Annotated in this window: 22 protein-coding genes; 11 read left to right on the top strand and 11 right to left on the bottom strand. The window is 64.7% G+C overall.

The genetic code is table 11. From position 1 onward, the window contains the following. Positions 1-15 precede the first annotated feature (15 nt). From GN330_RS08365 to GN330_RS08350, 5 genes are all read left to right on the top strand, one after another. The gene (locus GN330_RS08365; protein ID WP_156712236.1) at positions 16-201 is read left to right on the top strand and encodes a hypothetical protein; all 186 of its coding nucleotides are present in this window, start codon (positions 16-18) and stop codon (positions 199-201) included. 31 nt (positions 202-232) lie between these two features. Beyond that, on the top strand, positions 233-421 hold the full coding sequence (locus GN330_RS08360) for a hypothetical protein (protein ID WP_156712235.1): 189 nt from the start codon (positions 233-235) through the stop codon (positions 419-421). Positions 422-505: 84 nt separating this feature from the next. Next, positions 506-655 carry a hypothetical protein gene (locus tag GN330_RS08355; RefSeq protein WP_156712234.1) on the top strand — a complete coding sequence of 50 codons (150 nt, stop codon included), beginning with the start codon at positions 506-508 and terminating at the stop codon, positions 653-655. 217 nt (positions 656-872) lie between these two features. Next, positions 873-1013 carry a hypothetical protein gene (locus tag GN330_RS23450; RefSeq protein WP_197435095.1) on the top strand — a complete coding sequence of 47 codons (141 nt, stop codon included), beginning with the start codon at positions 873-875 and terminating at the stop codon, positions 1011-1013. 321 nt (positions 1014-1334) lie between these two features. Continuing rightward, positions 1335-2273 (top strand): GlxA family transcriptional regulator, encoded by a 939-nt coding sequence (locus tag GN330_RS08350; protein ID WP_343040592.1) that lies wholly within the window; start codon positions 1335-1337, stop codon positions 2271-2273. Between the two features lie 37 nt (positions 2274-2310). On the opposite strand, the gene GN330_RS08345 is transcribed toward GN330_RS08350, so the two are convergent. From GN330_RS08345 to GN330_RS08335, 3 genes are all read right to left on the bottom strand, one after another. Then, positions 2311-3171, bottom strand: a complete 861-nt coding sequence (locus GN330_RS08345) for a DUF1194 domain-containing protein (protein WP_156712232.1) — start codon at positions 3169-3171, stop codon at positions 2311-2313. Between the two features lie 62 nt (positions 3172-3233). Further along, positions 3234-4037 (bottom strand): DUF1194 domain-containing protein, encoded by an 804-nt coding sequence (locus GN330_RS08340; RefSeq protein WP_246188595.1) that lies wholly within the window; start codon positions 4035-4037, stop codon positions 3234-3236. Between the two features lie 116 nt (positions 4038-4153). Further along, the gene (locus GN330_RS08335) at positions 4154-6715 is read right to left on the bottom strand and encodes a GcvT family protein (RefSeq protein ID WP_156712230.1); all 2562 of its coding nucleotides are present in this window, start codon (positions 6713-6715) and stop codon (positions 4154-4156) included. On the opposite strand from GN330_RS08335, the gene GN330_RS08330 reads away from it, so the two are divergent. Both GN330_RS08330 and GN330_RS08325 read left to right on the top strand, forming a co-directional pair. Then, positions 6663-8048 carry a GNAT family N-acetyltransferase gene (locus GN330_RS08330; RefSeq protein ID WP_156712229.1) on the top strand — a complete coding sequence of 462 codons (1386 nt, stop codon included), beginning with the start codon at positions 6663-6665 and terminating at the stop codon, positions 8046-8048. The genes GN330_RS08335 and GN330_RS08330 overlap by 53 nt on opposite strands. 6 nt (positions 8049-8054) lie before the next feature. After that, positions 8055-8972 carry a hypothetical protein gene (locus tag GN330_RS08325; RefSeq protein WP_246188594.1) on the top strand — a complete coding sequence of 306 codons (918 nt, stop codon included), beginning with the start codon at positions 8055-8057 and terminating at the stop codon, positions 8970-8972. A gap of 42 nt (positions 8973-9014) precedes the next feature. Here the strand turns inward: GN330_RS08325 and GN330_RS08320 are convergent, their stop codons facing one another. The 8 genes from GN330_RS08320 to GN330_RS08285 form a co-directional block, all read right to left on the bottom strand. After that, on the bottom strand, positions 9015-10211 hold the full coding sequence (locus GN330_RS08320; RefSeq protein WP_156712228.1) for a hypothetical protein: 1197 nt from the start codon (positions 10209-10211) through the stop codon (positions 9015-9017). Between the two features lie 29 nt (positions 10212-10240). Then, positions 10241-11671: an aspartate aminotransferase family protein gene (locus tag GN330_RS08315; protein ID WP_246188636.1), complete on the bottom strand. Its 1431-nt coding sequence runs from the start codon at positions 11669-11671 to the stop codon at positions 10241-10243. Positions 11672-11724: 53 nt separating this feature from the next. After that, positions 11725-12732 carry an NAD-dependent epimerase/dehydratase family protein gene (locus GN330_RS08310; RefSeq protein WP_156712226.1) on the bottom strand — a complete coding sequence of 336 codons (1008 nt, stop codon included), beginning with the start codon at positions 12730-12732 and terminating at the stop codon, positions 11725-11727. Beyond that, positions 12729-13160 (bottom strand): DMT family transporter, encoded by a 432-nt coding sequence (locus tag GN330_RS08305; protein ID WP_156712225.1) that lies wholly within the window; start codon positions 13158-13160, stop codon positions 12729-12731. The genes GN330_RS08310 and GN330_RS08305 overlap by 4 nt, the downstream gene beginning before the upstream one ends. Before the next feature lie 120 nt (positions 13161-13280). After that, a complete protein-coding gene (locus tag GN330_RS08300; RefSeq protein ID WP_156712224.1) occupies positions 13281-14627 on the bottom strand; it encodes an FAD-binding oxidoreductase in 1347 nt (448 codons plus the stop codon). After that, entirely contained in the window at positions 14627-16060 is a 1434-nt protein-coding gene (locus tag GN330_RS08295; RefSeq protein WP_156712223.1) for a UbiA family prenyltransferase, read from the bottom strand. The genes GN330_RS08300 and GN330_RS08295 overlap by 1 nt, the downstream gene beginning before the upstream one ends. Positions 16061-16270: 210 nt before the next feature. Continuing rightward, positions 16271-16534, bottom strand: a complete 264-nt coding sequence (locus GN330_RS08290; RefSeq protein ID WP_156712222.1) for a hypothetical protein — start codon at positions 16532-16534, stop codon at positions 16271-16273. A 155-nt stretch (positions 16535-16689) separates the two neighbouring features. Next, positions 16690-19143 (bottom strand): mechanosensitive ion channel family protein, encoded by a 2454-nt coding sequence (locus GN330_RS08285; protein WP_156712221.1) that lies wholly within the window; start codon positions 19141-19143, stop codon positions 16690-16692. Between the two features lie 271 nt (positions 19144-19414). On the opposite strand from GN330_RS08285, the gene GN330_RS08280 reads away from it, so the two are divergent. The 4 genes from GN330_RS08280 to soxG are packed head-to-tail and all read left to right on the top strand — an operon-like array spanning position 19415 to position 24592. Next, positions 19415-20674, top strand: a complete 1260-nt coding sequence (locus tag GN330_RS08280; RefSeq protein ID WP_156712220.1) for a sarcosine oxidase subunit beta family protein — start codon at positions 19415-19417, stop codon at positions 20672-20674. Between the two features lie 9 nt (positions 20675-20683). Continuing rightward, complete coding sequence (locus tag GN330_RS08275; RefSeq protein WP_156712219.1) at positions 20684-21016, top strand: sarcosine oxidase subunit delta; 333 nt, start codon at positions 20684-20686, stop codon at positions 21014-21016. Further along, a complete protein-coding gene (locus tag GN330_RS08270) occupies positions 21013-24012 on the top strand; it encodes a sarcosine oxidase subunit alpha family protein (RefSeq protein ID WP_156712218.1) in 3000 nt (999 codons plus the stop codon). The genes GN330_RS08275 and GN330_RS08270 overlap by 4 nt, the downstream gene beginning before the upstream one ends. After that, a complete protein-coding gene (gene soxG / locus GN330_RS08265; protein WP_156712217.1) occupies positions 24005-24592 on the top strand; it encodes a sarcosine oxidase subunit gamma family protein in 588 nt (195 codons plus the stop codon). Before GN330_RS08270 ends, soxG begins: the two co-directional genes overlap by 8 nt. Positions 24593-24603: the final 11 nt, after the last annotated feature.

Raw genomic sequence — 24603 nt, 5'->3', positions numbered from 1 at the left:
CCGAGGAGACAAACAATGTTGTCGCAAACCGCTTTCGTGCATTTCGTCGAGGGTTTCGCCGTCGCCCGCGCTTACACCGACCGGGCCGACCGGCAGACGGGCACGGAGTGGCCGCGGCCGGTTCGCTGGCATCACCGGTTCATCCGTCCCTTCGGCGGCGAGACTGGCGCGCCGCCTCGCCGCGAGCGATCCCCCGACTGATCCAACCCGATCCAGAAGAAAGGAAACTGTCATGTCCATGTTCAGCACCGTCGGCCGCATGTTTTATGCCTATGCCGAAATGCGCAGGTTGAGCCGCAACGAACGTATCATCGCGGCACTGCCGCCAGAGATCCAAAAGGACATTGGCTGGCCGGACGCCAGCGCGCGGAACCGTGCCGCCCGGCGGAACCCGCGCTCTCTGCAACTGTCGAGCTCGTGACATCGACGGCAAAAAATCGGCGGCCGGCTTCACCGACAACGGCACCGGCCGCCCCCTGGACTTCGTTACGCATGGGAGAAAACGATGCGCGCCCTGACCCTGCTCCGCGATTTCATCGCCGAATTCGACGCCATCTGGGATCATGCCCGCACCGGGCGGGATCCACGCAGCGCCCGCTTGCGCGACCGCCCGGCGACGGGCACGAGCCGCGCAAAAACGACAGGGCACGCATGACATGTGCGCATGGCGCCGATCTATACTTTTAACGGACTGTTTTTGTTATATTTTCAAAAGCAGCTTGTACATGCGCCGATGTCGCATTTCGCATGGTCCGCTTCGCATTTTCCGTAGCGAAACCGACCGGGCATCCCTATATGTCCGGCATAGCGAGGTGCCCCACTCCAGTGCGCGAAGGCAAACCCGTACGACCCCTAATGTATGGAGAACTGTCATGAAGCTTTTCGCCCGCATGTTCGCCGGTCACCGCAACGGCAACCTCATCACCGTCTTCGAGCGCCAGCGTCTCAGCAAAACGATGCCCGGCCAGACCGGCGCTCTGGCGGCGTCACGCCTTGGTTACATCGTCAACTGACGCCGCGGCGATCGCGGGCCCAGCGCCTGCACGGTCAATAGAGAACGCCCGTCCGGCACCGCCGGAGGGGCGTTTTTCATAGAACCACGGGCAAGTGGCGGCAGCCACCGGACCGCTATGGATCAGCATGGATTCAAGGCTACGAAAATATTCACGGCCGAACCGCCCGAGACCGTTGACAGCCAATACGTTTCAAGACGACAGTTTGATAAAGGCGACGCAGCCGCGCCGGTGGAACACAGGATTGTCATGGGGGCCGATGTGAGCATCAGGGGCACCGTCAAAAGGTCCATCGTCTTCTTTCTGGTTCCCGACTTCACCATGCTCGCCTTCTCGACCGCGGTCGAGCCGTTGCGCGCGGCCAACCGCATGCTCGGTTATGACGCTTATCGCTGGCGCCTCGCAAGTCTGGACGGCAAGCCGGTCAGGGCCTCCTGCCAGGTCGAATGCGCGGTCGACGCCTCGCTCGATGACGAGCGGCGCAAGATGTCGGGCCAAGAACGCCCATCGATGGTCGTCGTGTGCAGCGGCGTCAATGTCGAGAAATACACCAACAAGTCGACCTTTGCCTGGTTGCGCGAGGAGGCCAATCGCGGCGTGGCGATCGGCGGCCTGTGCACCGGCGCCTATATTCTGGCCGCCGCAGGCCTGCTGTCCAACCGCCGCTGTGCCATTCATTGGGAAAATCTGCCCGGCTTCGCCGAGCGTTTTCCCAAGGCAAACGTGATCGCCGACCTGTTCGAAATCGACCAGAACGTCCATACCTGCGCCGGCGGCACTGCCGCGCTCGACATGATGCTCAAGCTGATCGGCGACGATTTCGACGACGGCCTCGTCAACCGCATCTGCGAGCAGGTGCTGACCGACCGCGTGCGCAGCCCGACCGACCGCCAGCGCCTGCCGCTGCGCGCGCGGCTCGGCGTGCAGAACACCAAGGTGCTGTCAATCATCGAACTGATGGAGGCCAACCTGTCCGAGCCGCTATCGCTGGTTGAGATCGCCGACGGCGTCGGGCTGTCGCGGCGCCAGATCGAGCGGCTGTTCCGCCAGGAGATGGGCCGTTCGCCGGCGCGTTATTATCTGGAAATTCGCCTCGATCGCGCCCGCCACCTGCTCATCCAGTCCTCCATGCCCGTGGTCGAGGTGGCCGTCGCCTGCGGTTTCGTGTCGGCTTCGCATTTTTCCAAATGCTACCGCGAGCTTTACGCCCGCTCGCCGCAGCAGGAGCGCAACGACCGCAAGAGCCTGCTCGCCGCCTGAATATCCGGCACGCTCGCCGCCTGACGCGGGCACGGCTTCAATTCTCGTCCCAGAACCGCAGCCGATTTTGCCACATTCTTTCGCCGATCAGGCAATCGTAATCTTCGGCCCGTGATTGCGCCGGGGTCGCCGCGACCCGAACGACCCTCACGTCCCGAGATGACAGGTGCGCGGACTGCACCGGCTGCGGACCGGCCAATTCAAGCACGAGCTTGCGCCGGATGGCTTCAGGAAAATGCGACCATTCGGTCACCGGAATGACGAACGAGCCCGGCCCGCCGATGACGCAATGGGCGTAGTAGCGGTCGAGGTCGGGCACGTCGAAGCTGGTGGTCATACCGCTATTGGTCATCAGCGGCAGCCCGTTGACGACGATACCGCGCGCCACGATCCCGTCGCGGGTCGTATCGACCCGCGGACCTTGATTGTTGGGGCCGTCGCCCGAGACGTCGATAACCCTTTTCGTCCCCCTGAAACCGTTATCCTCAAACAGGCTTTCGGCAAAGATCAGCCCGCTGGAAATCGAGGTGCGGCGTGCGCTCCTGGCCGGGATCGCCGTTAGCAGCGCCACGAAGGCCTGCGCATCGTCGAGCGAGGCGATCCGCGTCCACGGCACCACGAGACGCTGGCTGGTTTCACCCGCCCATTCGAAATAGGTCACCGCGATCTTGCCATGCAGGCCGTCGCGGATCGCCGCGATCACCCGCTCGTGCATGAGCGCGGCCATATAGCCTTCGCGCTGGATCTTGAGTTCGCTCGGCGACATCGACAGCGACACGTCGACGGCCAGAACCAGTTCGACGTCGACCACCTCGTCGGCCTCGTCTCCGCCACCGGCCCACGCGCGGGCAGCAATGGCTGCGGCCAGCGCGACCGCGCCGACCAGCCTCAGCGCCATCCCCGGCATCGGGCCCGCGAGACGGGACGATCGGCTTTTCGGCCACCGCGTCTTCCAGACCATCAGTCCTGCTCCATGCCGCTCCACATCTTCTCGCCTATCAGGCAATCCACCCCGCGCGCGTCTTCGGTGCCGGTCCGGTTGGCGACCGTCAATACCGGCATGGCGACACCCGACAGTTCAAGCACCAGCTTCCAGCGCACCGCCTCGGCGAAATGGTCCCAATCGCGCACCGGCAGGATGAAGGCGCGCGGCCCGCCTATGACGCAGTCGGAGTAGTAGTCCTCCAGCAGCGCGATCGTCTCGTCACCAAAGGCACGACCTTCCAGGATCATCGGCAAACCGTTGATGGTGATCCCGTTTTCGACTGCAATGTCACGCCATGCCGCCACCATGCCGCCCTGATTGTTCGGGCCGTCACCGGAAATGTCGATCACGCGGCGAGTGCCGCGAAAGCCGCTATCCGCGAAAGCGCGCATTGAATGGCGGATCGCGCCGGCAATCGACGTCTGGAACAGGTTGCGCACCGGCGCCCGTTCCAGCAGCGCCGCCACGCGCTCGGCCTGGGCCATGCCGTCGATCAGGGTCCACGGCACCAGAACGCGGCGCGAATTCGACGCCCCCCATTCGACATAGGTCACGGCGACCCGGCCGTGCCGTCCGTTTTCGATCGCCCGCAGCACCTCCGGCGAACGCAGGGCCGCGATATAACCACGCCGCTGCAGGGCGAGTTCGTCGGCTGTCATCGAGCTCGACACATCGACGGCCAGCACCAGTTCCACATCGACGGCCTCGCCGCCTTCACCGCCAAAGACGCCATTCGCCGGCGCGCCAAGCACCAACGCCACGAAAACCAGTCCCGCCAACGGGCTCCAAGCGACTGACATGGGCCCATGATAGGGCAATCGTCGCGGCAAAAAAGGCAACTGTCCGGTGTTTGTCGAACCCGGCTTTCACATTTGCGCGACCGTGACTTGTCGCCTCAGCTGCGCGGCTTCAGGTTTTCGGGATCGTAGAGCGGCTTGTAACCGACCGCGGCGACCTCGACCGGGTAGGTTTCGCCAAAATACTCCACCCCCAGCCGCCGCCCCTCCTGGCAATAGGCCCATGGCAGATAGGCGAGCGCGATGTTTTTGCCGATCGTCGGGCCGTAGGCGACCGAGGTCGTGAAGGAGCGGCGACCAAGCGCGTCGACCAGCGTCTCGCCGGTGTCGGGATCGATCACCGGCATGATGCCGACCGGATAGCGCGCGACGCCGGCCGCATCGACGTTGGCGGTCATCACCAGCGTGCACAGCATCGCCGGCTGATGATCGCGGGCACGATATTCCAGATGTTTCGCCTTACCGCAAAAATCGGCGTCCTTGACCTTGGGGCGGGCGAGGTCGGCCTCATAGAGATTATATTCGGTCAGGAGGTCGGCATTCTGCAGCCGAAGGCTTTTTTCCATGCGCCGCGAATTGGCGTAGGTTTCCACGCCGAACGCCATCACGCCGGTCGCCCTGAGTGCGTCCCAGACCGCGAGCCCGTCCTCGTAGGCCATATGCAGTTCCCAGCCCTGCTCTCCGACATAGGAAAGCCGGAACGCGGTGACGTTCCTGCCGGCGATCCGCACCGGCCGAATGGCGGCGAAGGGAAAATTCTGCGGGCTGAGCGCACCCGGATCCTCGACCGCCTTTTGCAGCGTAACGCGCGCGTTCGGTCCCCAGATGCCGATCGTGACGTAGCGTTCTGTCACGTCGGTGATGGTGACGTCGAGCCCGCGCTCCTGCGCCGTCCGGCGCATATAGTGGAAGTCGCGCGGCCCGGCGTCGGCCCCGTCCACCACCCGGCACCGGTCGGCCATGCGGATCACGGTCAAATCGGCGCGCACCATGCCTTCCTCGTCGAGGAAATGCGTGTAGATGCCCTTGCCGATATTGGCGTCGCCGCCGATCCTGGCCGCGCACAGCCACTCCATCAGCGCGACATGGTCCGGCCCCTCGACATCGTAAATGGCGAAATGCGACAGGTTCACGATGCCGCAATTCTCGCTCATTTCCAGATGTTCGGCGTTGGAGACGCGCCAGAAATGGCGATTGTCCCATTCGTTTTCGCGCACCGGCACGCGCTCGGCGTATTTTTCCACAAGAGGCGCGTTGGCGGCGTAACCGTGTGCGCGTTCCCAGCCGCCCAATTCCATGAAATGGCCGCCGAGTTCGACCTCGCGCGCGTGGAACGGCGAGCGGCGTAGATTGCGCGCCTTGGAAAACGGCTCGCGCGGATGCACCGCCGGATTATAGACCTTCATCGCCGTCTCGGTGCAGCGCTCGGCAATAAAATCCTCTTCCATCTGGTGCGGATAAAACCGCGCGTAGTCGATCGCGTGATGGTCGATATGGGTGCGCCCGTCCGTCATCCAGTCGGCAATCAGCTTGCCCATGCCCGGACCGTCCTTCACCCAGATGGCGACGGCGTACCACAGCCCCCTCGCCTTCTGGCTCTCGCCGATCGAGGGGCCGCCGTCGCTGGTCACCTGCAACAGGCCGTTGAAGGAGCGCTTTTCCTCGTAACCGAGTTCGCCCAGGATCGGCGTCAGTTCGATGGCGCGTTCCAGCGGCTCCATGATCTGCTCGATGTCGAGGTCGCGCTGCGAGGGCGACAGCCGCGCCTGCTCCTTCGACTGAAGGTCGCGCGGATGGCAGAGCCTCGGCTCCTTTTCCTCGTAATAGCCCCACTCGATCATGCCGCCTTCCGAACTCGTCGGGTCGCCGGTATCGCGCATATAGGCCGAATTGCCCTGGTCGCGCATCAGCGGCCAGCCGATCTCCTTGCCGGTGCCGGCGAACTCCCGATACGGGCCGAAAAAGGTCAGCGGATGGTCGATCGGCATCACCGGCAGGTCCTCGCCCACCATCTCCGCCACCAGCCGCCCCCACAGCCCCGCGCACACCACCACATGGTCGGCCAGGATCGTGCCGCGCGCGGTCTCCACGCCCCGGATGCGGCCGTCCTCGACCACAAGCCCGGTTGCCGGCGTGTTGGCGAAAGCCTTGAGCTTGCCGGCCGCGACCCCCTGGTCGACCAGCTTGCCGGCCACCGTCTGCGAGCGCGGGATGACGAGGCCGGCATCGGGGTCCCACAGGCCGCCCTGCACCATCTCCTCCTCGATCAGCGGGAATTTCCGCTTGATCTCGGCCGGATCAACGAGATGGGCGCGTGTGCCGAAGGCCTTGGCGGAGGCGACTTTGCGCCGGATCTCGTCCATGCGCGCGTCATCGCCGGTGCGCGCGACCTCGAGCCCGCCGACGCGGGCGTAATGGCCCATCTTCTCGTAGAAATCGATCGAGTAGAGCGTCGTCCAGCACGACAGGAAATCGTGGCTGGTCGCGTAGCAGAAATCCGACGCATGCGCCGTCGAGCCGATATCCGTCGGAATACCGGACATGTCGATGCCGACGATATCGTCCCATCCGCGCTCGATCAGATGATGGGCGACCGAGGCGCCGACGATGCCGCCCAGCCCGACGATCACGACCTTGGCCCGTTGCGGAAATCCTGCCATCTGCCCACGCCTCCGGAAGCTTCGGAGGCGGACTATAAGTCGGCGCGCGGGCCCGATTGCAGCCTGTTTGCGACACAAGCCAAACGGCCCGCGACTTCAAATTTTCCATGTTCGCGACAGCAACCGAATTAACCTTGCCGGAAGCCAATCGTCCCGCTCGACCCCGAATCGTGTTAGGCGCAAACCGGGTCGGAGCAATGGGGGAAGACGCGTGTCGTATCACGTGGTCGAATCGACGCGGAAGGTTGACGCCATCAGCGGACGATCGCGCCAGCCAATCGTGGCGCAAGAAGACGATTTCGAGTTCCGCGGTCCCGATTACGCTGCCCTTTTTGACTGCTCCAATGCAACCGCCTTCCAGCACCCGGTTTGGCTGGACGCACTCTACGCGCGGTTGGCGCCGCGCCGCGACGCCGAAAAGATCGTGGTGACGGGTCGCGCGCCCGATACCGGCGCACTCGAATTCGTATTGCCGCTGATCAGGCGCAAGAAAGCCGGCATCATTCTGCTTGAGGCGACGGATCTCGGCGTAAGCGACTACGCCGCGCCGGTTTGTCGCAGATCTTTCCGGGCCGATGCCAGCCTCGCGTCGAAGGTTCGCGGTGTGCTGCCGGATTTCGATATCATGCGGCTGCGTCCGGTGCGTAGCGAGCATGTCGCGGCCTGGCAATTCTTTCTCGGAGGCGAAGCCCGAAAGCAGGATTTTTCCGCGCACGCCAGCGTGCTTGCGGACTCGTTCTCCGGCTGGCGCGACACAGCACTCGGCGCGAGCTTCAAGAAGACGCTCGACCGAAAGAAGAAGCGGTTCTTCAAACACGATGGCGCTACGGTCAGGCTGCTCGACGCCCGACACGACATCCAAGCGGCAATCGCCGCGATCGCACGCCTCAGGGCGGGCCGCTTCGAAGGCGACCTGATCCAGTCGGATTTCGTGCGCGAGTTTTACGAGGACGTCGCCGTCGAAGGCGCCCAACTGGGCCTTGCGCGCACCTATACAATCGAACTGGCAGACAGTCCGATCGGCTATGCTTTTGGTCTGACCCATGCGGGACGTTTCTACTATCTACTGATCGGTTGCGACTATGACGGCCATGGGCGGCATTCGCCGGGTCTGATCCTGTATGATTCGATGATCGAGGATTGGATCGCAAACGACGGGAAAATATACGACTTCACCATCGGTGACGAGCCCTTCAAGAAGGAGTTCGGAACCGAGGAGACGGCGATCTACGAAATCTGCGAAAATGCGACTTGGCCCGGCCGGCTAGCCACGGCCGGTCTTTCTGCCCGCGAGCGGCTACGTCGCCTGTGGGACGGCGGGAGGCGGACGTAGAAGACTATGGCCAAAGTTGAAGGGACAATGGGCGGGCGACATCCGTTTTTGAAGAATTCGGTCGTGATCGGGGCGCATCCCGACGATGAACTCCTGTGGTTCAGCTCGATCCTGCGCGATGTTGACGAGGTCGTCATCGTTTATCGCGACTTCTGGGCCCAACCAGGCCTTGGCGGCGCGCGGAGTGCGGCTATCGCCGACTATCCACGTGCGAACGTGACATGCCTGGACATCGCCGAATCCGGTGCATATGGCTGCGCCGACTGGCGCGATCCGGTGCTGACGGAACATGGCATCGGCTTGGGCATCGAGGTCGGCAAGCGCGAAGCCACGCGATTGGCCCGCAAATCGCTCTCCGCGTTGCGCGCCATCGATGGCGGCCGCATTGCCTCGTCGAGCACGGCTGAACTTTACGCGAGAAACTTCACGCGCATCTGCGCGGCGCTGGAAACCCGGCTCAGGCCGGACATGAACGTCTTCACCCACAACCCTTGGGGAGAATACGGGCACGAGGAGCACATCCAGGTCTTCCGCGCGCTGCAACTGTTACGGGACAAGATCGGCTTCAAGCTGTGGATGTCGAACTACTGCACGGAACGGGCCCTGCCGCTCGCCATGCGCTATTTCACCGACGCTCCCGAATCCTACGTCCGCCTGCCGACCGACAAGGCGTTCGCGCAGGAAGTCGCCGACATCTACAAGAAGCACGGCTGCTGGACGTGGGCCGACGACTGGAGCTGGTTCGACGAGGAATGCTTCATGCCGGCGCCGCGCGCCGAAACGCCGGCCGCCGCCCACCGGCACCTGTTTCCCCTCAACTTCTTCACCATTGGCGACGGCCCGCAGCGCAAATGGCTGCCGATTGCGCTGACCATGTCGGCGGCTTCGGCGGCGATCGCCGCCACGATCGCCGAAAGCATGTAATCGGTCTTGGCGCATATCGCGGCCGCGGTCGAGCCGGCGAGACTACCGGTCCGGCGACAGGTCGAAGCGCGGCCGCCAGCGAGCCGCCAGAAGCACGACCATGCCGCCGGTGAAGACGAAATAGAACCGGTCGTCGGGCAGCGGAAAGCTGGCGAATTTGCCCAGCGTGCCGATCGCCAGCGCGAACACCAGCATGTTGGTGCGCGGCGTCATGCGCCCGGCGCGCGCCAGCAGCGCCCAGGCTGCGACAAGCACCAGCAACAGGCCCGGCCAGTCATTGTGCATCAGCGCCACGAGCACGCCGCGCATATAACCGCGAACGAAGTCGACGATCGAGAAGTCGGGCGCGAAGCCGGCCATCGAATTCTGGATCTGGACGCAGGAAAAATAGAAATGCGCCCACCAGCCCGGATGGCCGCCCTGTTTCTGGACCAGGATGACGGTCAAAAGGGAAATGGCGAAAGTGGCCAGCATCGGCAGGGCGCGCCAGCGAAACAGCACCGCCGCAATCAACAGCGCGAACACCAGCACGATATTGTCCGGCCGGATCAGCACCGACGCGAAAAGCAGCCCGTAGGCGGGCAGATCGCGCCCCGAAGCCAGAAGCAGGATCGCCGCCAGCGACACCAGTGCCAAAAGCATGTCCGGCGTAACCGCGGTGGTCATATGGGTGTAGTCGGCCACCAGCAGGAACGGCATCGCAAACAACGCCGCCTGCCAGGCGTCGTTGCGCCCCAGCCACCACAGGCACAACAACCCGACCCCGATCGACGGCAGGATCGACAACAGGATCGAGCCTGCCGCCAGTCCGGTCAGCGGTTCGAGCCAACGCAACAGTGCTATATAGGCGATTTTGACCCGGTACATCGACAGTTGCGACTGGAAATCTGCGGGATTTTCCCACTGGTTCAGATTGTAGGGATTGCTGAATTTCAGGTGATAGAGCTGTGATTCGCGCGCGCCGGGCTCGATCACCGCCCAGGTCTCGCGATGCAGGTCCGCCGCCTCCGTATGCCGGTTTTCCAGCGCTGAGGCGACATAGGCCACCATGTCCCAATTATAGTCGGGCCGCACCCAGGCGTAGAGCGCGGTCCCCAGGATGACGACCACCATGAAGGCGGCCGCCAGACGGTCGAAGACCGGCTTCGTCGCGAGCCGGCCGAGCAGCGACCCGACGACCGGCGCACCGAGCGCCCAGTCGATCGGGCTGTTGCGCTCGGCCCGTTGCGCTGTGTTCATCTTAGAACTCCCCGCCCCTCGCCGCGTCCTCAGGACATCTGGCTTTTCACGAAATCCTTCACGATCGCGACGATGCCGCGACCAAGCAACGTGTCGAGCGCATCGACGAAGGCGTCGACATGCTCGCGGCCGCAGATCAGCGGCGGCTCGAGCCGGATAACGTTGCGGTTATATTCGGTAAAGGCGACCAGAACGTCGTGGTCGCGCAGAAGCAGCGCGCCGACGAAGCCCGACAAAGAGCCCTTGAGCTTGTCGTCTAGCACGCCGACCAATGGCCGCAGCACCATCGGCAGGGTCCGCGAAAAATCCTGGAATTCCAGGCCGACCATGAAACCCCTGCCCCGCACATCCTTGATGATCTTGGGATATTTGTCCTTCAGCGCGTTCAGCCTTTCGAGCAGATAGGCGCCGGTGTCGGCGGCATTGTCGATCAGCCCCTCGTCGTAAAGGATGTTCATCGCCTCGATCGCGGTGATCGACGCCTCGCCGATGCCGCCAAAGGTGGCCGCGGCATGGATCATCGCCGTCTTCGGCGCCCCATAGGCCTTCATGTAGATTTCGCGGCGGGCGATCATTGCCGCCATCGCCGTCTTGCCGCCGCCGAGCGATTTGGCGAGCGCGGTGATGTCGGGCACGACGCCGTAATGCTCGAAGGCGTAGAAGCGGCCGGTGCGCCCGAAGCCGCACTGCACCTCGTCGGCGACCCAGATCACCCCGTACTGATCGCACAGCGCCCTGAGCTTGACCCAGAATTCGGCCGGAGCCTGAACGATGCCGCCACCGCCCTGGACCGTCTCCAGCACGATCGCACCGATCTCGGGATCGGACCGGAAGGCGCGCTCGATGGCGTCGATGTCGCCGAACGGGACGCGCACATTGTCACCCGGCAGACGGAAATCGGCGCGGTAGAGCTGGCCGTCGGTAATCGCCAGAACGCCCTTGGTCTTGCCGTGGAAGGAGTTCTCCGCATAGACCATTTTCGGCCGCTTGGGTCCGGCCGCGCGCTCGGCGAGCTTGACGGCGGCTTCCATCGCTTCCGACCCGGACGAGCCCAAAAACACCATGTCGAGATCGCCGGGCGAGCACTGCGCGAGATTGTGCGCGAACGCGGCCGCATATTGCGACATGAAGGCGATCGCGATCTCGTGGCGCTTTTCGTCCTGGAACTTCTTGCGCGCCTCGAGGATGCGCGGGTGGTTGTGGCCAAAGGCCAGCGAGCCGAAACCGCCGAAGAAGTCGAGGATCTTGCGACCGTTCTGGTCGACATAATACATGCCTTCGGCACGCTCGATCTTCACCTTGTGGAAGCCGAGCAGCTTCATGAAATGAAGCTGACCGGGATTGAGATGCGCCTTGAACAGTTCCGTCATGCGCGGCACGTCGAGCGCCTTGGCGTCCTCGACCGACAAAAGCTCCGGCTTGGGCAGTTTTGCCGGGGCGAGTTCGGGCGCGTCCACCATGGCGCGCGCGGTCTTGATTTCAGGCTTGGCCATCACGGTCATCTGTTGGTTCCTTATTCCGCCGGCTGCAGGGTTGCGGGCACGGCGCGCCCCTCGCGCTTGGCGCGATATTCGTCATAGGCGGCGATCAGCATGTCGCCATCGTTGTATGCGGGCACCCAGCCCAGCTCGCGCTCGCCCTTCGACACGTCGAGCACGCACATCTCGTCGGCGATCAGATATTGCTCGGGATCCATCAGCGGCAGATTGATCAGGTCGAGGAAGTCGAGCGTGCGCTTGACCGCCCAGCCCGGCGTCGGCAGCAGGAAGGATTTCGAACCGGCGTGGCGAACCAGGTCGCCGAGCAGCTTGCGCACCGGCGGCGGGTTGAGCGAGCCCAGATTATAGGCCTCGTTGGGCACGCCCGCCTTCCAGCCGAGCCTCGCAGCCTCGGCGCAGTCGAATACCGAGATGAACTGGTAGGGGTTCTTGCCCGACCCGATCATCGGCACCGGCAGGTTGAGATCGACCAGCTTGAACAGTTTTTCCAGGATGCCGAGCCGGCCCGGCCCGATGATCAGACGCGGCCTGAACAGCGATATCTTCATGCCGCGCGTGCGCCATTCGGCGGCGAGTTCCTCGGTCTTCAGCTTGGAAAGCCCGTATTCGCCGAGCGGATTGGCCGGGTGATCTTCCGTCTGCGGCCACACGAATGTATGGCCGTAGATCATGTCGGTGGTGAAATGCACCAGCCGGCCGGCGCCCCTGATATCCATTTCCTGGATGATGTTTTCCGTGCCGTGGTAATTGACCGGCCAGAAGAAATCGTGCCGCTTGGCCCGAACCTGGATCGGCGACAGCATCTTGGCCGACAAATTGTAGACCATGTCGTCGGCCTTAAGCCCCACGGCCGCGACAGAGGCCTTGTCGGTCACGTCGCAATGGACGAACTGCGCCTGGCCGTAATGCGGCAACTCGCTGCGCACGATATCGGCGACGATTACCTCCTGGCCCTCGGCCAGAAGTTTCGGGGCAAGATGGCGGCCGACGAATCCGTCGCCGCCGAAAATCACATGTCTCATCGGGTCAACTCGCTGGTCTGTACGGTCGGGGAAGAAACGGTGGCCGGCTCGTCGTGCGCCCGCCCGCTCTGGGCAATCAGCACGGTGCCGACGCAGATGAAGGCGATGCCGGCGATCCTGAGCGCGTTCAAATCCTCGCGGAAAACGAAATAGGCAAACACTGCGACCGCGACATAGGCCAGGCTCAGGAAGGGATAGGCGAAGGACAACTCCACCTTCGACAGCACGAACAGATGCGACGCCATCGAGATCACGAAGGTCAGCAGCCCGAAGAACACCCACGGGCTGAACACGATCTGCAGGATCTTGAGGATCGGATTGACGCCGGCGAAGGAGAGCGGCCCCATCGTCATCATGCCGTGTTTCAGCATGAGCTGGGCCGCGGCGTTCGTCATCACCGTAAACAATATGAAGCCGATATATTTCATGTCACCACCACATCCATCCTGGACATAATATCAAAATGAGAAATAATCGTGAATCTCATTCGATTGTCTGAATGAAAAACAGATATACTTATTGATAACCATATTTTCTTCCAATTTTATCTATTCCGCCGCCATGCGCGCCGACTCGCGCGCGATCAGGCCGTCGATCACGGTGCGCCGCCAGAAATCCGACATGAAAGCCGGATCGCGCAGCGCCTCGACCCGCCGCCAGGCCGGAAAGGAGGCCGCGAAAACGTCCGGCGCCATCAAGGCGTGCTTGTAGGGATTGATCGCGCCGCCAGCCGCAACGGTGATGCGGTCGAGCTCGGCAAGCAGCGACAGGGTGCGCGCGCCGAGATCGGGAAAATCGAGCGTCAGCGTGTAGCCCGGGCGCGGAAACGACATCAGGCCCGGCGACGGCAAGTCGCCGAAGCGCTTGAGCACGGTCAGGAAAGACCCCTGGCCGGCCCGGCGCGCTGCCGCCAGCAGGGCCGGAACCGCCTCACGCGCCGTATCCATGGGGATGGCGCTTTGGTGCTGGTGCAGCCCGCGCGGCCCATAAAGCCGGTTCCAGTCCGCCACGCCGTCGAGCGGGAAAAAGAAGCCGCGCGCATTGACCCGCCCGCTGCCGCGCGCCGTCCTGGCCCGGTAGGCCGCATTGAACAGTTTGAGTGCCGGCCGGTTGAGCAGGTTGAGCGGCGGCTGGAACGGCACTTTCAGCCGCGCCTGGCGCACATCGTAGCGCAGCGTCCCGCTGTCGGCGTGATTGCCGGTCAACAAAAGCCCGCGCCCGGCATTGACGCCGGCGGCGAGCTGATCGATCCAGGCAACCGCATATTCATTGGCCGCGTCGACCGCTTCCGCGAGCGCGAAATACTCGTCGAGCCGGTCGAACGGGCGCACCTTTTGCTCGATATCGAGCGCGGCGACCGGCATCAGCCGGATCGAAGCCCCGGTGATCAGCCCGGTCAGCCCCATGCCGCCGATGGTGGCGCGGAAGAGGTCTGCATTTGCGTCCGAGCGGCACTCGAGCGCGCGCCCGTCGGACCGCAGCAGTGAAAGCCTCTCGACATGGCAGCCGAACGTGCCGCGCCGATGGTGATTCTTGCCGTGAATGTCGTTGGCGATCGCACCGCCCAGCGTCACCCATTGCGTGCCCGGAAGCACCGGCGGCAGGAATCCGTGCGGGGCGGCGTGGGCGATGATGTCGGCCAGAAGCACGCCGGCTTCGGCCTCCAGAATGCCCGTCTCGGGATCGAACGCCAGAATGCGCGCGGCCGGGCGCATGTCGACCAGCCGGCCGGAACTGTTGAGGCAGGTGTCGCCATAGCTGCGGCCATTGCCGAAGGCGAGCAGGCTTTGCGCCCTCGCCTCGCCGGAGGACAGAAGCCCGGCCGCTTCATCGAACGTCAGGGACGATTGCCGGGCCGCGTTCGGCCGTCCGAAACTCTGCAGACCGTTTTTCATCACATGCTCGCCGCTACCAGCAGCAACGCCCCGAAGCCGGCGACGAGCTGGCTGCGCCAATCGCGGATGATGAACACGACCGGGTCCTCATGCATCTCGCCGCGGCGCGCCAGCACCCAGATGCGCATGACGATGTAGAGCACGATCGGCGCCAGCGGCCACACCATCCACGGCTCGCCGTAGAGTTCGCGCACGCTGCCGGAATCGATATAGAGCGCCAGCACCAGCACCGCCGCGAAGCCCGAAGCGACACCGGACTGGCCGATAATGTCGATATCCTCGGCCCGGTAGCCGCGTCCGGCCAGACGCACGCCGCGTTCCAGTTCGCCACCGTCGAGTTCGACGAAGCGTTTGACCAGCGCCAGCGACAGGAAGAAGAAGATCGAGAAGGCAAGCAGCCAGAACGAGACTTCCGTTCCCGTGGCCGCCGCCCCGCCGAGGATGCGCATCGTGTAGAGACCGGCGAGCGTCAACACGTCGATCAGAAGCATACGTTTGAGCGACACCGAATAGGCCGTGGTGGCGACCAGATAACCCGCCAGCACCAGCCAGAATTGCGGGTCGAGAAACGCCGCCAGAACGGCGCTGGTTGCAAGCAGCACGACGATGCTGGCAAGCCCGAACGGGATCGACAGCCGCCCGGACGCGAACGGCCGGTTGCACTTGGTGGGATGTTTGCGGTCGAGCGCAAGGTCGAAGAAATCGTTGATGATGTAGATCGCCGAGGCGGCGGTGCTGAAGGAGAAGAAGGCGATCAGGCACGCCACGACCATCTCGACATTAAGATATTCGTGCGACAGCACCATCGGCACCGCGATCAGTGTGTTCTTCAGCCATTGATGCACGCGCAGCATCTTGACGACGGCGCGCAGGTCGGGCCGTTCGCCCGGCACGAGGTCGCAGCCGTGGGCGGCTTGCCAGCGCGCGGCCGCGCGGTCGGGCGCGACCACGATCGATTCGCGGGCGGCACCGAACACCTGCAGGTCGTGGCGGCTGTTGCCGACATAGTCGAACCCGCCATCGCCGAAAATTTCGACAAGCCGCGCGCGCTTGCGCGACGACGTCAGGTTAACACCGTCCTCGGTCGCCAGCACATCGTCGAACAGGCCCAGATGCGCGGCGATCGCCTGCGCGAATTTTCGCGGCGTGCCTGTCGCCAGGATGATGCGGCGCCCGGCCGCCTTTTCCTCCGCAAGCCGCGCCGTCACCGCCTGGCGATAGGGCAGGCTCGCCGGATCGATGTCGACACGCGCCGCGATTTCGTTTTTGAGCCGCGCGGGTCCGCCAAGCAGCCAGAACGGCACAAGCAGGAAGGCGAGCGGGTGCCGGCGCAGCAGCAGGAAAAGCCCTTCCCACAACAGATCCGTCGCGATCAGCGTTCCGTCCAGGTCGACGGCCAGCGGAATGGCGGTACGATCGGTGCGAGCGTCCATGTCAGGCAACCTTCACAAGCAGGGCGCGCCGGTCTTCGGGTGCGCCGTCTCGTGAAGGTCTAGCCGGGTTTGCCCTACGGAAAGTTGAATCCGAGCCGTAACACCACCCTCGTGGGCGGCTTTTCGAAACGCAGGCTTAACAGGCGGTTAGCCGGAAAGATAAAAGGCCGGACAGAGCCCGGCCTTTGCAGGCGGTGTGCACAAACCTCGCTATCGGATGCGCCCGCGCCCGCCATCTATCTCGACCGCCTCGGTGCCGGTCAACGCCTCGCGGTCGCCATTCGGCATGGTGACGAAACAGCCATTGGGGCAGAACTGGACCGTTTCGCCACCGGCCAGGACGAGTTCGCTTTGTGAGCCGCCTTCCGTGACGATCACCGTGCGCGGCTCCGAATCGCGATTGACGATGCTGGCCGCGAAGGCCGGCGCGCCCGCGACAAGCAGGGCTGCAATAGTCATGAAGGGTCTTTTCATCTGTCGAATCCGGTGTTTCCACCGCCTCTCATAGGGTTTGGACGAGCCGTGGCTCGGCTTTTGACTTAGTCTATAGGGCTTCCATGCTGAACGGCAACTGAACGCGGCAACGCGGCCCTCGTTCCCGCCGGAACTGGCCCCTCGGGTCGGCCGCCTCAACTGTCCGGATCGATACGCCCGCGCCGCCGCCGCCTCGGCTTGGGCTCGGCCGGCTCGGTCTGAGCGACGGGGGGCGCCGGATCGTCCTTTTCAACCATCCCGGCCTTGGGCGGGCCGGCCGGCCGCGCGGCGTCCCCCAGCAGGCCCGTCGCGTCCTTGATGTGGATGTCGCGCTGCGGAAACGGAATTTCGATGCCCTCGCGCTCGAATGCCTCCACGATCTGGAAGCGAATAGCGTTTTGCACCGAAAGTCCGCTCAAAATGTCGGACAAATACAGCCTGAGTTCGAAATCGAGCGACGATGCGCCGAAATCGGCGAAAAAAACGAAGGGTTCGGGATTTTTGAGCACCAGCGGGTGACTGCGTCCGATCTCCAGCAGGATATCGTGGACGCGCTTGACGTCGGAGCCGTAGGCCACGCCGATGCGGATCTCCACGCGGCCGAGCTTGTTGCGGTGGGTCCAGTTGCCGACGGCGGCGTTGATCAGGTCGGAATTGGGCAGGATCACCGTCTGGCGCTGAAAGGTTTCGATCTCGGTCGCCCGCACGCTGATGCGCTTGACGGTGCCCGTCACCGCGCCCGCCTCGATCCAGTCGCCCGCCTTGAAGGGGCGTTCGGCGAGCAGGATCAGGCCGGAGACGAAATTCGATACGATGTTCTGCAGCCCGAAGCCGATGCCCAGCGACAGCGCGCCGGCGACCAGCGCGAGATTGGACAGATTGATCCCGGCCGCCGAAACGCCGATCAGCGCCGCGACCGCGATGCCGGCATAGCCGACCGCGGTGCGGATGGAGTTGCGCACGCCGGCGTCCACGCGCCCGCGCGCCAGCACCGAGCCGTCGAGCCAGCCTTGAAAACCGCGGGTCAGGAAATAGCCGAGCGCGAACACCAGAACGCCGGTTAGGATGCCGACCAGCGAGAACGAGACCGAACCGATCGTGATCTCGTTGGCGAGCCGGTAGGCCCAACTGGTGATGTCCCCCCACTGGAAACCCCATTGCAGCAGAATCAGTGGAAAGCCGATGGCGATGATCAGGATGTTGGTGCAGACGCTGGCGACCAAGCCAAGCTGGTCAAGCGAGGTATCTTCGAGCAGGAAGCGCCGGCGCACGAAGCGCCCGAGCGCGGTGTCGATGAACGCGCCCTCGCGCGAGATCGCGCTCGCCGACAGAAAGCCGATATACATCGTCGCCCCGATCGCGCCGGTGATGACGATCTGCTTCGACAGGAAACGCGCAAAGCCGATATAGCCCAGTATCGCCGCGACCGTGGTGCCGATGCCGAGCACGAGAAAGAAATAGTTGAGCGGCCTCAGCCGACGCGGCCCCTGCGTGTCCTCGTCGCCGCGCGCCGGGCGCACGAGACCGATCAGCGTCACCAGCACACCGACGATTACCGTGGCGATCAGGCTCTTGGCGATGGTCAGCGACAGCGGCGAGCCCATCACCTGGTTGATCTTGTTCATCGCCACGTCGAGGCCGTTGATGACGGCCGTCATCCAGGCGAGCCAGAACAGGCGGAAGGCGGATTTCGAATCGACCGGAAGCAGTCGCCAGTCGGCGCGGCCCGGCGACAGCGCCGCGCGCGCCAGCCGGTTGACGAAGAACACGATCACCGCGACCTGGGCGAAGGTCGACAGCATCTCCGCGATATCCGAGCGCAGAACGTTGAAATAGTCGAAGAAGAAATAGCTGGCGCCGAAGAAAACGGCGAGCGAGGCCGACGGCAGCAGGGTCGACCAGAACGCGACCGAAAGCCGCGACAGATAGGTCGGCGACGGCTGAGCCTCGTCGACTTCCACCATCCCCGAGAAAAACCGGTTACCGATCAACAAAAGCAGCCCCGCCGCCCCGACCGCCAAAAGGGTCGCGATCAGCACCGACTGCCATTTGAAGGTGGTGACGAAACGCAGCCAGGACGCGAACGCCCTGTAGAGGTCGCGGGCCTCCGCGATCAGGTCGTCCAGCGTACCGGGGCTCAGCGCGGAGACGATGTCGTAGCGTTTCGACAGCGTGTCGGTGAACAGGTCGCGGCGCATCGCGCTGATCTGATCGATCAGCCGGTTGACCCGGAGCGATTCGCTTTCGGCGCGCCCGAGCAGCACGTTGATCTCCGCCTTTTCCCGAACCAGCGCCGCCCGTTCCTCGGCGACGATCTCCGGCTCCGGCGGCTGATCCTCTCCCGGTGCCGGTCCGAGCGTGTCGAGGCGCAGATTGATTTCGTTGAGGCGCGGGCGGAATTCGACGCCGGCCCCCAGAAACGCGGCCGCCAGATCCTCGAGTTGGAGCCGCAATTCGACCAGCCGCGCATCGTCGGTCGCGTTCTGCTCGACCAGTCGCTGGAGGTTCTCCACCCGCTTTATCAGCGCCTCGATCGCGGCCCGCTGCCTGTCGAGCAGGCTGCCGCCGGCTGCCGCCTTGGCCGTTTCCGTTTGGGCCGAGACAGGCATGACCGCCGTGCTTCCGGCCGACAGCGCCAGCCCGGCCACTACGAGAAAAAAACGGACAAATCGAAACAAGGATAAAATCACGCGCTGCTTCCGCCCACGGGCAATCGGCTTCGGCTCCATCATTAGTAACACCGCTTCGATGGAGCAAGCCGGCCAGAGGCGATGGGCCGGCGCGGCATGGTCGGTCCAGCGAAAGGCGACGGCGTATTCCAGGCTTTCCGACCGGATTGCGGGCCTATAGTGTCGCACCGACTGCGAGCGGACAGGCACCATGGCCGAATATTCCTTTTTCTCCCTTCTCAAGAACGCGTGGAACGGCAATCGCGACTGGAAACCGGCCTGGAGCAAGGCTGAACCCAAAACCGACTACGACGTCATCATCGTCGGCGGCGGCGGTCACGGGCTGGCAACGGCCTATTATCTGGCCAAGGAACACGGCATCACCAATGTCGCGGTACTGGAGAAAGGTTGGCTCGGCTCCGGCAATATCGGCCGCAACACCACCATCGTACGCTCCAACTATCTGCTGCCCGAATCGATCCGCTTCTACGATTTTTCCGTGAAATTGTGGGAGGAACTCGCGCACGACCTGAACTATAATGTGATGTTCTCGCAGCGCGGCATCCTCAATCTCGCCCATTCGCCGGCCCAGGCCGACGACTATATCCGCCGCGGCAATGCCATGCTGCACGGCGGCGGCGACGCCGAATGGCTCACCCCGGGAGAGATCGCAAAGAAGGTGCCGGGCGTCGACCTGAGCAAGTCCGCCCGCTTTCCCGTCGTCGGCGGTCTGTTGCAGCCGCGTGCCGGCACGGCGCGCCATGACGCGGTCGCCTGGGGATATGCACGCGGTGCCGACCGGCGCGGCGTCGACATCGTCGAGAATTGCGAGGTCACCGGTTTCCTGCGCGAAGGCGACCGCGTGGTCGGCGTCAAAAGCACACGCGGAGAAATCCGGGCCAAGAAAATCGCCGTGGCCGTCGCCGGCTCGACCGGCCGCGTCATGAAACTGGCCGGCATCGACGCGCTGCCGATCGAAAGCCATGTCCTGCAGGCCTTCGTCACCGAATCGCTGAAACCCTTCGTCGACACGGTGGTCACCTTCGGCGGCGGTCACCTTTACATGTCGCAGTCCGACAAGGGCAGCCTTGTCTTCGGCGGCGATCTCGACGGCTATAATTCCTACGCCCAGCGCGGCAACCTGCCGGTGGTGGAGGAGGTGATGAGCGAGATGGTGGCGCTGTTTCCCGGCCTCGCCCGGGTGCGTCTGCTGCGCTCCTGGGGCGGCGTGATGGATATGTCGATGGACGGCTCGCCGATCATCACCACCGGCCCGCTGCCGGGCATGTATCTGAATTCGGGCTGGTGTTACGGCGGGTTCAAGGCGACGCCGGCCTCGGGCTGGACCTTTGCCTGGACTATCGCCAAGGACGCCCCGCACGCCATCAACGCCCCGTTCACGCTCGAGCGCTTCCATCGCGGCGCGCTGATCGACGAAAAGGGCCAGGGCGCCACGCCCAAGCTTCACTAGGATCGCCCGATGCTGATCACCTGCCCCTATTGCGGTCCGCGCGACCTTGCCGAGTTCTCCTACCAGGGCGACGCCAACCGGCCGCGCCCCGACCAGCACGACACCGACCAGGCCCGCTGGAACGCCTATGTCTACGACCGTTCCAATCCGGCAGGCCCGCATCGCGAATATTGGCAGCACGCCGGCGGTTGCCGCAAACATCTGCTGATCGTGCGCTCGACCCTGACGCATGCGATCGAAAGCGTCGCCTTCGCGGGAGCCCAAGGCGCGACGCCGCGGCCAGCCAGGCGCTCGCCCAAGAGCCGCACGAAGACCGGACCGGCCAAAGGGAAAAAACCATGAGCCCGCGCCGCAGCACCGAGGGCGGCCGGATCGACCGCGGCCGCACGATCCGCTTCAGTTTCGACGGCAAGTCCTATCATGGCCATCCCGGCGACACGCTCGCCTCCGCCCTGATGGCCAACGGCATGAGGCTTTTCGGACGCTCGTTCAAATATCATCGCCCGCGCGGCCTGCTGGCCGCCGGCGTCGACGAGCCCAACGCGCTGGTCACCGTGCTCAAGGGCACGGTGCGCGAGCCCAATATCGCCGCCACGCAAATCGAGATCCACGAAGGCCTGACGGTGGAAAGCCAGAACCGCTTTCCCTCGCTCGATGTCGACGCCGGCGCGGTCAACCAGCTCGCCGGCGGGCTGCTGTCGGCCGGCTTTTACTACAAGACCTTCATGGGCCCGGTCGTCGGGCCGCTCAGGGGCACGCGGTTCTGGATGGCGTGCGAACATTTCATCCGCCGCGCCGCCGGCCTGGGACGGGCCGGCCGCGACGCCGATCCCGACCGCTACGAACGCATGAACGCGTTTTGCGACGTGCTCGTCACCGGCGCCGGACCGGCCGGCCTGATGGCCGCCAAGGTCGCCGCCGAGGCCGGCAAGCGCGTCATCCTGGCCGATCTCGAGCCGGTGCCGGGCGGTTCGGCAAAATGGTCCGGCGACACGATCGACGGCCTGCCGGCCGCCGCCTGGGCGCAAAGGACGATCGAGGCGCTCGGCGCCATGGACACGGTGCGGCTTTTGCCGCGCACGACCGTGTGGGGTTATTACGACGGCAACACGCTGGCGGCACTGGAGCGTGTCACCGATCACAAGCCGGCGCCCGACAAGGGCGAGCCGCGCCATCGCCACTGGACGATCCGCGCCGGCGCGGTGGTGCTGGCGACGGGCGCGTTCGAGCGCCCGCTGGTCTTTCCCGGCAATGACCGGCCTGGCGTGATGCTCGCCGACGCGGCCGTGCGCCTGCTGCGGGAATACGGCGTCGTGGCCGGCTCCAGGGTCGCGCTCTTTGCCAACAACGACGATGCCTATCGCGCCGCTGCCGCGCTGGCCGAGGCCGGCGCGACAATCGCCACCATCGTCGACATGCGCGACACGGTCTCGTCGGCCGCCCGGGCGCTCGCCGAACGGGCCGGCGCGGAGATACTTGCCGGCCACGCCGTCTCCGGCACCAAAGGCGGCAAGGCGCTCCGCGAGATCGCCGTCCAGCGCCTGCGCGAGGGCGAAATCACCGGCCAGCCGCGCAGGATCGCGGTCGACTGCCTGTTGATGTCGGGCGGCTGGTCGCCGGCGATCCACCTGGCGAGCCAGGCCGGCACGGCGCCGCGATGGGACGAAGCGCTGCAAGCGTTCCTGCCGCCGGCGCCGACCCAGAACTGGATCGGCGCCGGCGCCTTTGCCGGCCATTTCGCGACCGCCGCCGCGCTCGCCGACGGGCTCGCAGCCGGCGCGAAGGTGGCCGGCGGCAAGCCGCCGCGCAAATCCGCGCTGCCCAGGGTCGAGACCCTGGAACTGGACATCGCTCCCGCGCCGGTCTTCGCTATCCGCCCGTCCGGCAAGGCCGGCAAGGCCTTCGTCGACTTTCAGCACGACGTCACCGCCGAGGACGTGCGCCAGGCGCATCGCGAGGGTTTCGTCTCCGTCGAGCACCTCAAGCGCTATACCACGCTCGGCATGGCGACCGACCAGGGCAAGACTTCCAACGTGCCGGGGCTTGCCATCATGGCCGAGGCGCGCGGAATAACCGTTCCCGAGGTCGGCACGACGCGTTTCCGCCCGCCCTTCACCCCCGTCTCGTTGGGCGCACTGGCGGCCGAGCGCTATGGCGAGTTGCGGCCCGACCGGCTCACCCCGATGCACGACTGGCACGTCGAAAGCGGTGCGACCATGTATGCGGCCGGGCTCTGGTACCGGCCGATGGTCTATGGCGGGCGCGGCGAGACCGTCGAGCAGGCCTATGTGCGCGAAGCCGCCGCCACCCGCGCCGGCGTGGGCATCGTCGACGTCTCCACCCTCGGCAAGATCATGGTTCAGGGTCCCGACGCGGCCGATTTCCTCGATCGCGTCTACACCAATAAATTCTCCACCCTGCCGGTGATGAAGGCCCGCTACGGGCTGATGCTGCGCGAGGACGGGCTGGCCTATGACGACGGCACGACCTGGCGCCTGTCGCAGACCGATTTCCTGATGACCACCACCACGGCCAATGCCGGCAAGGTCATGCAGCAGCTCGAATATTATCTCGACATCGTCTGGCCCGACCTGAAGGTGGCGCTCACCTCGGTCTCCGATGAATGGGCCGGCGCCGCGATTGCCGGCCCGCATTCGCGCGACGTGCTGGCCGCCTGCGTTGCCGGTACGGCCGTCGACAACGACACCCTGCCCTTCATGGGCATCGTCCGCGGCGAGATCGACGGCGTGCCGGTGATGATCTGCCGCCTGTCCTTTTCCGGCGAGCGCGCCTACGAGGTCTATTGCGGCGCCGGCCACGGCCTGCATGTGTGGGAAGCGTTGATGGAGGCCGGCAAACCGTTCGCCATCGTGCCGTACGGGCTCGAGGCGCTGGGGACGCTGCGTATCGAAAAGGGCCATGTCACCGGCGCGGAGATCGACGGGCGCACCACCGGGCGCGATCTTTATCTCGACTGGATGCTGTCGAAGAAAAAACCCTTCGCCGGGTCGATGATGATGGATCGCGAGGGCCTGTGCGACGACGACCGCATCCGCCTGGTCGGCATCGTCGCCCTCGACGACAGGCCGCTCGGCGGCGGCGCCCATATCGTGGAACACAACGACCCGGCCGAAATCCGCGATTCGATCGGCCACGTCACCGCCGGCTGCTATTCGCCCGCACTGGGCAAATATATCGCGCTGGCGCTCGTCAAGGGCGGCAAGACGCGCCACGGCACGCGCGCCTTCGTCTCCGACCCGCTGCGCAAGCGTTTCGGGCCGGTCGAGATCGTCAGCCACCATTTCTACGATCCGGAAGGGAGCCGCATGCATGGTTGAACCCGTGTCGCCGCTCGGCGCGGCTTGGAAACCGGGCGCCTATCCCAACACCGCCGGCGAGACCGGTCTGGTCCTGAGCGAGACCCGGCCGGGCTCGATCGTCCAGGCCGCCGCCTGGCCCGGTCGGGAAAAGACGCTGATTGACGCTATCAAGTCGGTTACCGGCCTGGCGCTCGCCGACGGCGCCGGCGCCGGACAGGTCGATGGCGCCAAGGCCGCATTCGGCTTCGCACCCGGCAAATTTCTAGCCATCGACCAGAAGGAGGGCCTCGCCGCCGCCCTTGGCGCCGTAATCGACGTGGACACCGGCACAGTCACCGACCTGTCGCACGGCCGCACGGCGCTGCGCCTGGCCGGACCGAAGGCGGACTGGGTGCTGGCAAAGTTCTTCGCGCTCGACTTTTCCCAGACCACCTTTCCGCTCGGCGCCGGCCGCGCGACCAGCCATCACGATATTTTCGCCCAAATCCAGCGCTCCGGCGCCGAGCAGTTCGACCTTTACGTCTTCCGCTCCTTCGCCCGCGCTTTCTGGACGGCGTTGTGCCACGCGAGCGAGGAAACCGGCTACACGGTCGGCTGAAACCGTTCATT

The sequence above is a fragment of the Nitratireductor arenosus genome, from assembly GCF_009742725.1.
In the GTDB taxonomy this organism is placed as follows: domain Bacteria; phylum Pseudomonadota; class Alphaproteobacteria; order Rhizobiales; family Rhizobiaceae; genus Mangrovimarina; species Mangrovimarina arenosa.
This window is presented reverse-complemented; position numbering and strand designations above follow the sequence as displayed.

Coding starts and splice junctions, on each gene's coding strand:
- GN330_RS08365 (WP_156712236.1), top strand. CDS start 16: ATGTTGTCGCAAACCGCTTTCGTGCATTTCGTCGAGGGTTTCGCCGTC.
- GN330_RS08360 (WP_156712235.1), top strand. CDS start 233: ATGTCCATGTTCAGCACCGTCGGCCGCATGTTTTATGCCTATGCCGAA.
- GN330_RS08355 (WP_156712234.1), top strand. CDS start 506: ATGCGCGCCCTGACCCTGCTCCGCGATTTCATCGCCGAATTCGACGCC.
- GN330_RS23450 (WP_197435095.1), top strand. CDS start 873: ATGAAGCTTTTCGCCCGCATGTTCGCCGGTCACCGCAACGGCAACCTC.
- GN330_RS08350 (WP_343040592.1), top strand. CDS start 1,335: ATGCTCGCCTTCTCGACCGCGGTCGAGCCGTTGCGCGCGGCCAACCGC.
- GN330_RS08345 (WP_156712232.1), bottom strand. CDS start 3,171: ATGGCGCTGAGGCTGGTCGGCGCGGTCGCGCTGGCCGCAGCCATTGCT.
- GN330_RS08330 (WP_156712229.1), top strand. CDS start 6,663: ATGCCGCCCAGCCCGACGATCACGACCTTGGCCCGTTGCGGAAATCCT.
- GN330_RS08335 (WP_156712230.1), bottom strand. CDS start 6,715: ATGGCAGGATTTCCGCAACGGGCCAAGGTCGTGATCGTCGGGCTGGGC.
- GN330_RS08325 (WP_246188594.1), top strand. CDS start 8,055: ATGGCCAAAGTTGAAGGGACAATGGGCGGGCGACATCCGTTTTTGAAG.
- GN330_RS08320 (WP_156712228.1), bottom strand. CDS start 10,211: ATGAACACAGCGCAACGGGCCGAGCGCAACAGCCCGATCGACTGGGCG.
- GN330_RS08315 (WP_246188636.1), bottom strand. CDS start 11,671: ATGGTGGACGCGCCCGAACTCGCCCCGGCAAAACTGCCCAAGCCGGAG.
- GN330_RS08310 (WP_156712226.1), bottom strand. CDS start 12,732: ATGAGACATGTGATTTTCGGCGGCGACGGATTCGTCGGCCGCCATCTT.
- GN330_RS08305 (WP_156712225.1), bottom strand. CDS start 13,160: ATGAAATATATCGGCTTCATATTGTTTACGGTGATGACGAACGCCGCG.
- GN330_RS08300 (WP_156712224.1), bottom strand. CDS start 14,627: ATGAAAAACGGTCTGCAGAGTTTCGGACGGCCGAACGCGGCCCGGCAA.
- GN330_RS08295 (WP_156712223.1), bottom strand. CDS start 16,060: ATGGACGCTCGCACCGATCGTACCGCCATTCCGCTGGCCGTCGACCTG.
- GN330_RS08290 (WP_156712222.1), bottom strand. CDS start 16,534: ATGAAAAGACCCTTCATGACTATTGCAGCCCTGCTTGTCGCGGGCGCG.
- GN330_RS08285 (WP_156712221.1), bottom strand. CDS start 19,143: ATGCCTGTCTCGGCCCAAACGGAAACGGCCAAGGCGGCAGCCGGCGGC.
- GN330_RS08280 (WP_156712220.1), top strand. CDS start 19,415: ATGGCCGAATATTCCTTTTTCTCCCTTCTCAAGAACGCGTGGAACGGC.
- GN330_RS08275 (WP_156712219.1), top strand. CDS start 20,684: ATGCTGATCACCTGCCCCTATTGCGGTCCGCGCGACCTTGCCGAGTTC.
- GN330_RS08270 (WP_156712218.1), top strand. CDS start 21,013: ATGAGCCCGCGCCGCAGCACCGAGGGCGGCCGGATCGACCGCGGCCGC.
- soxG (WP_156712217.1), top strand. CDS start 24,005: ATGGTTGAACCCGTGTCGCCGCTCGGCGCGGCTTGGAAACCGGGCGCC.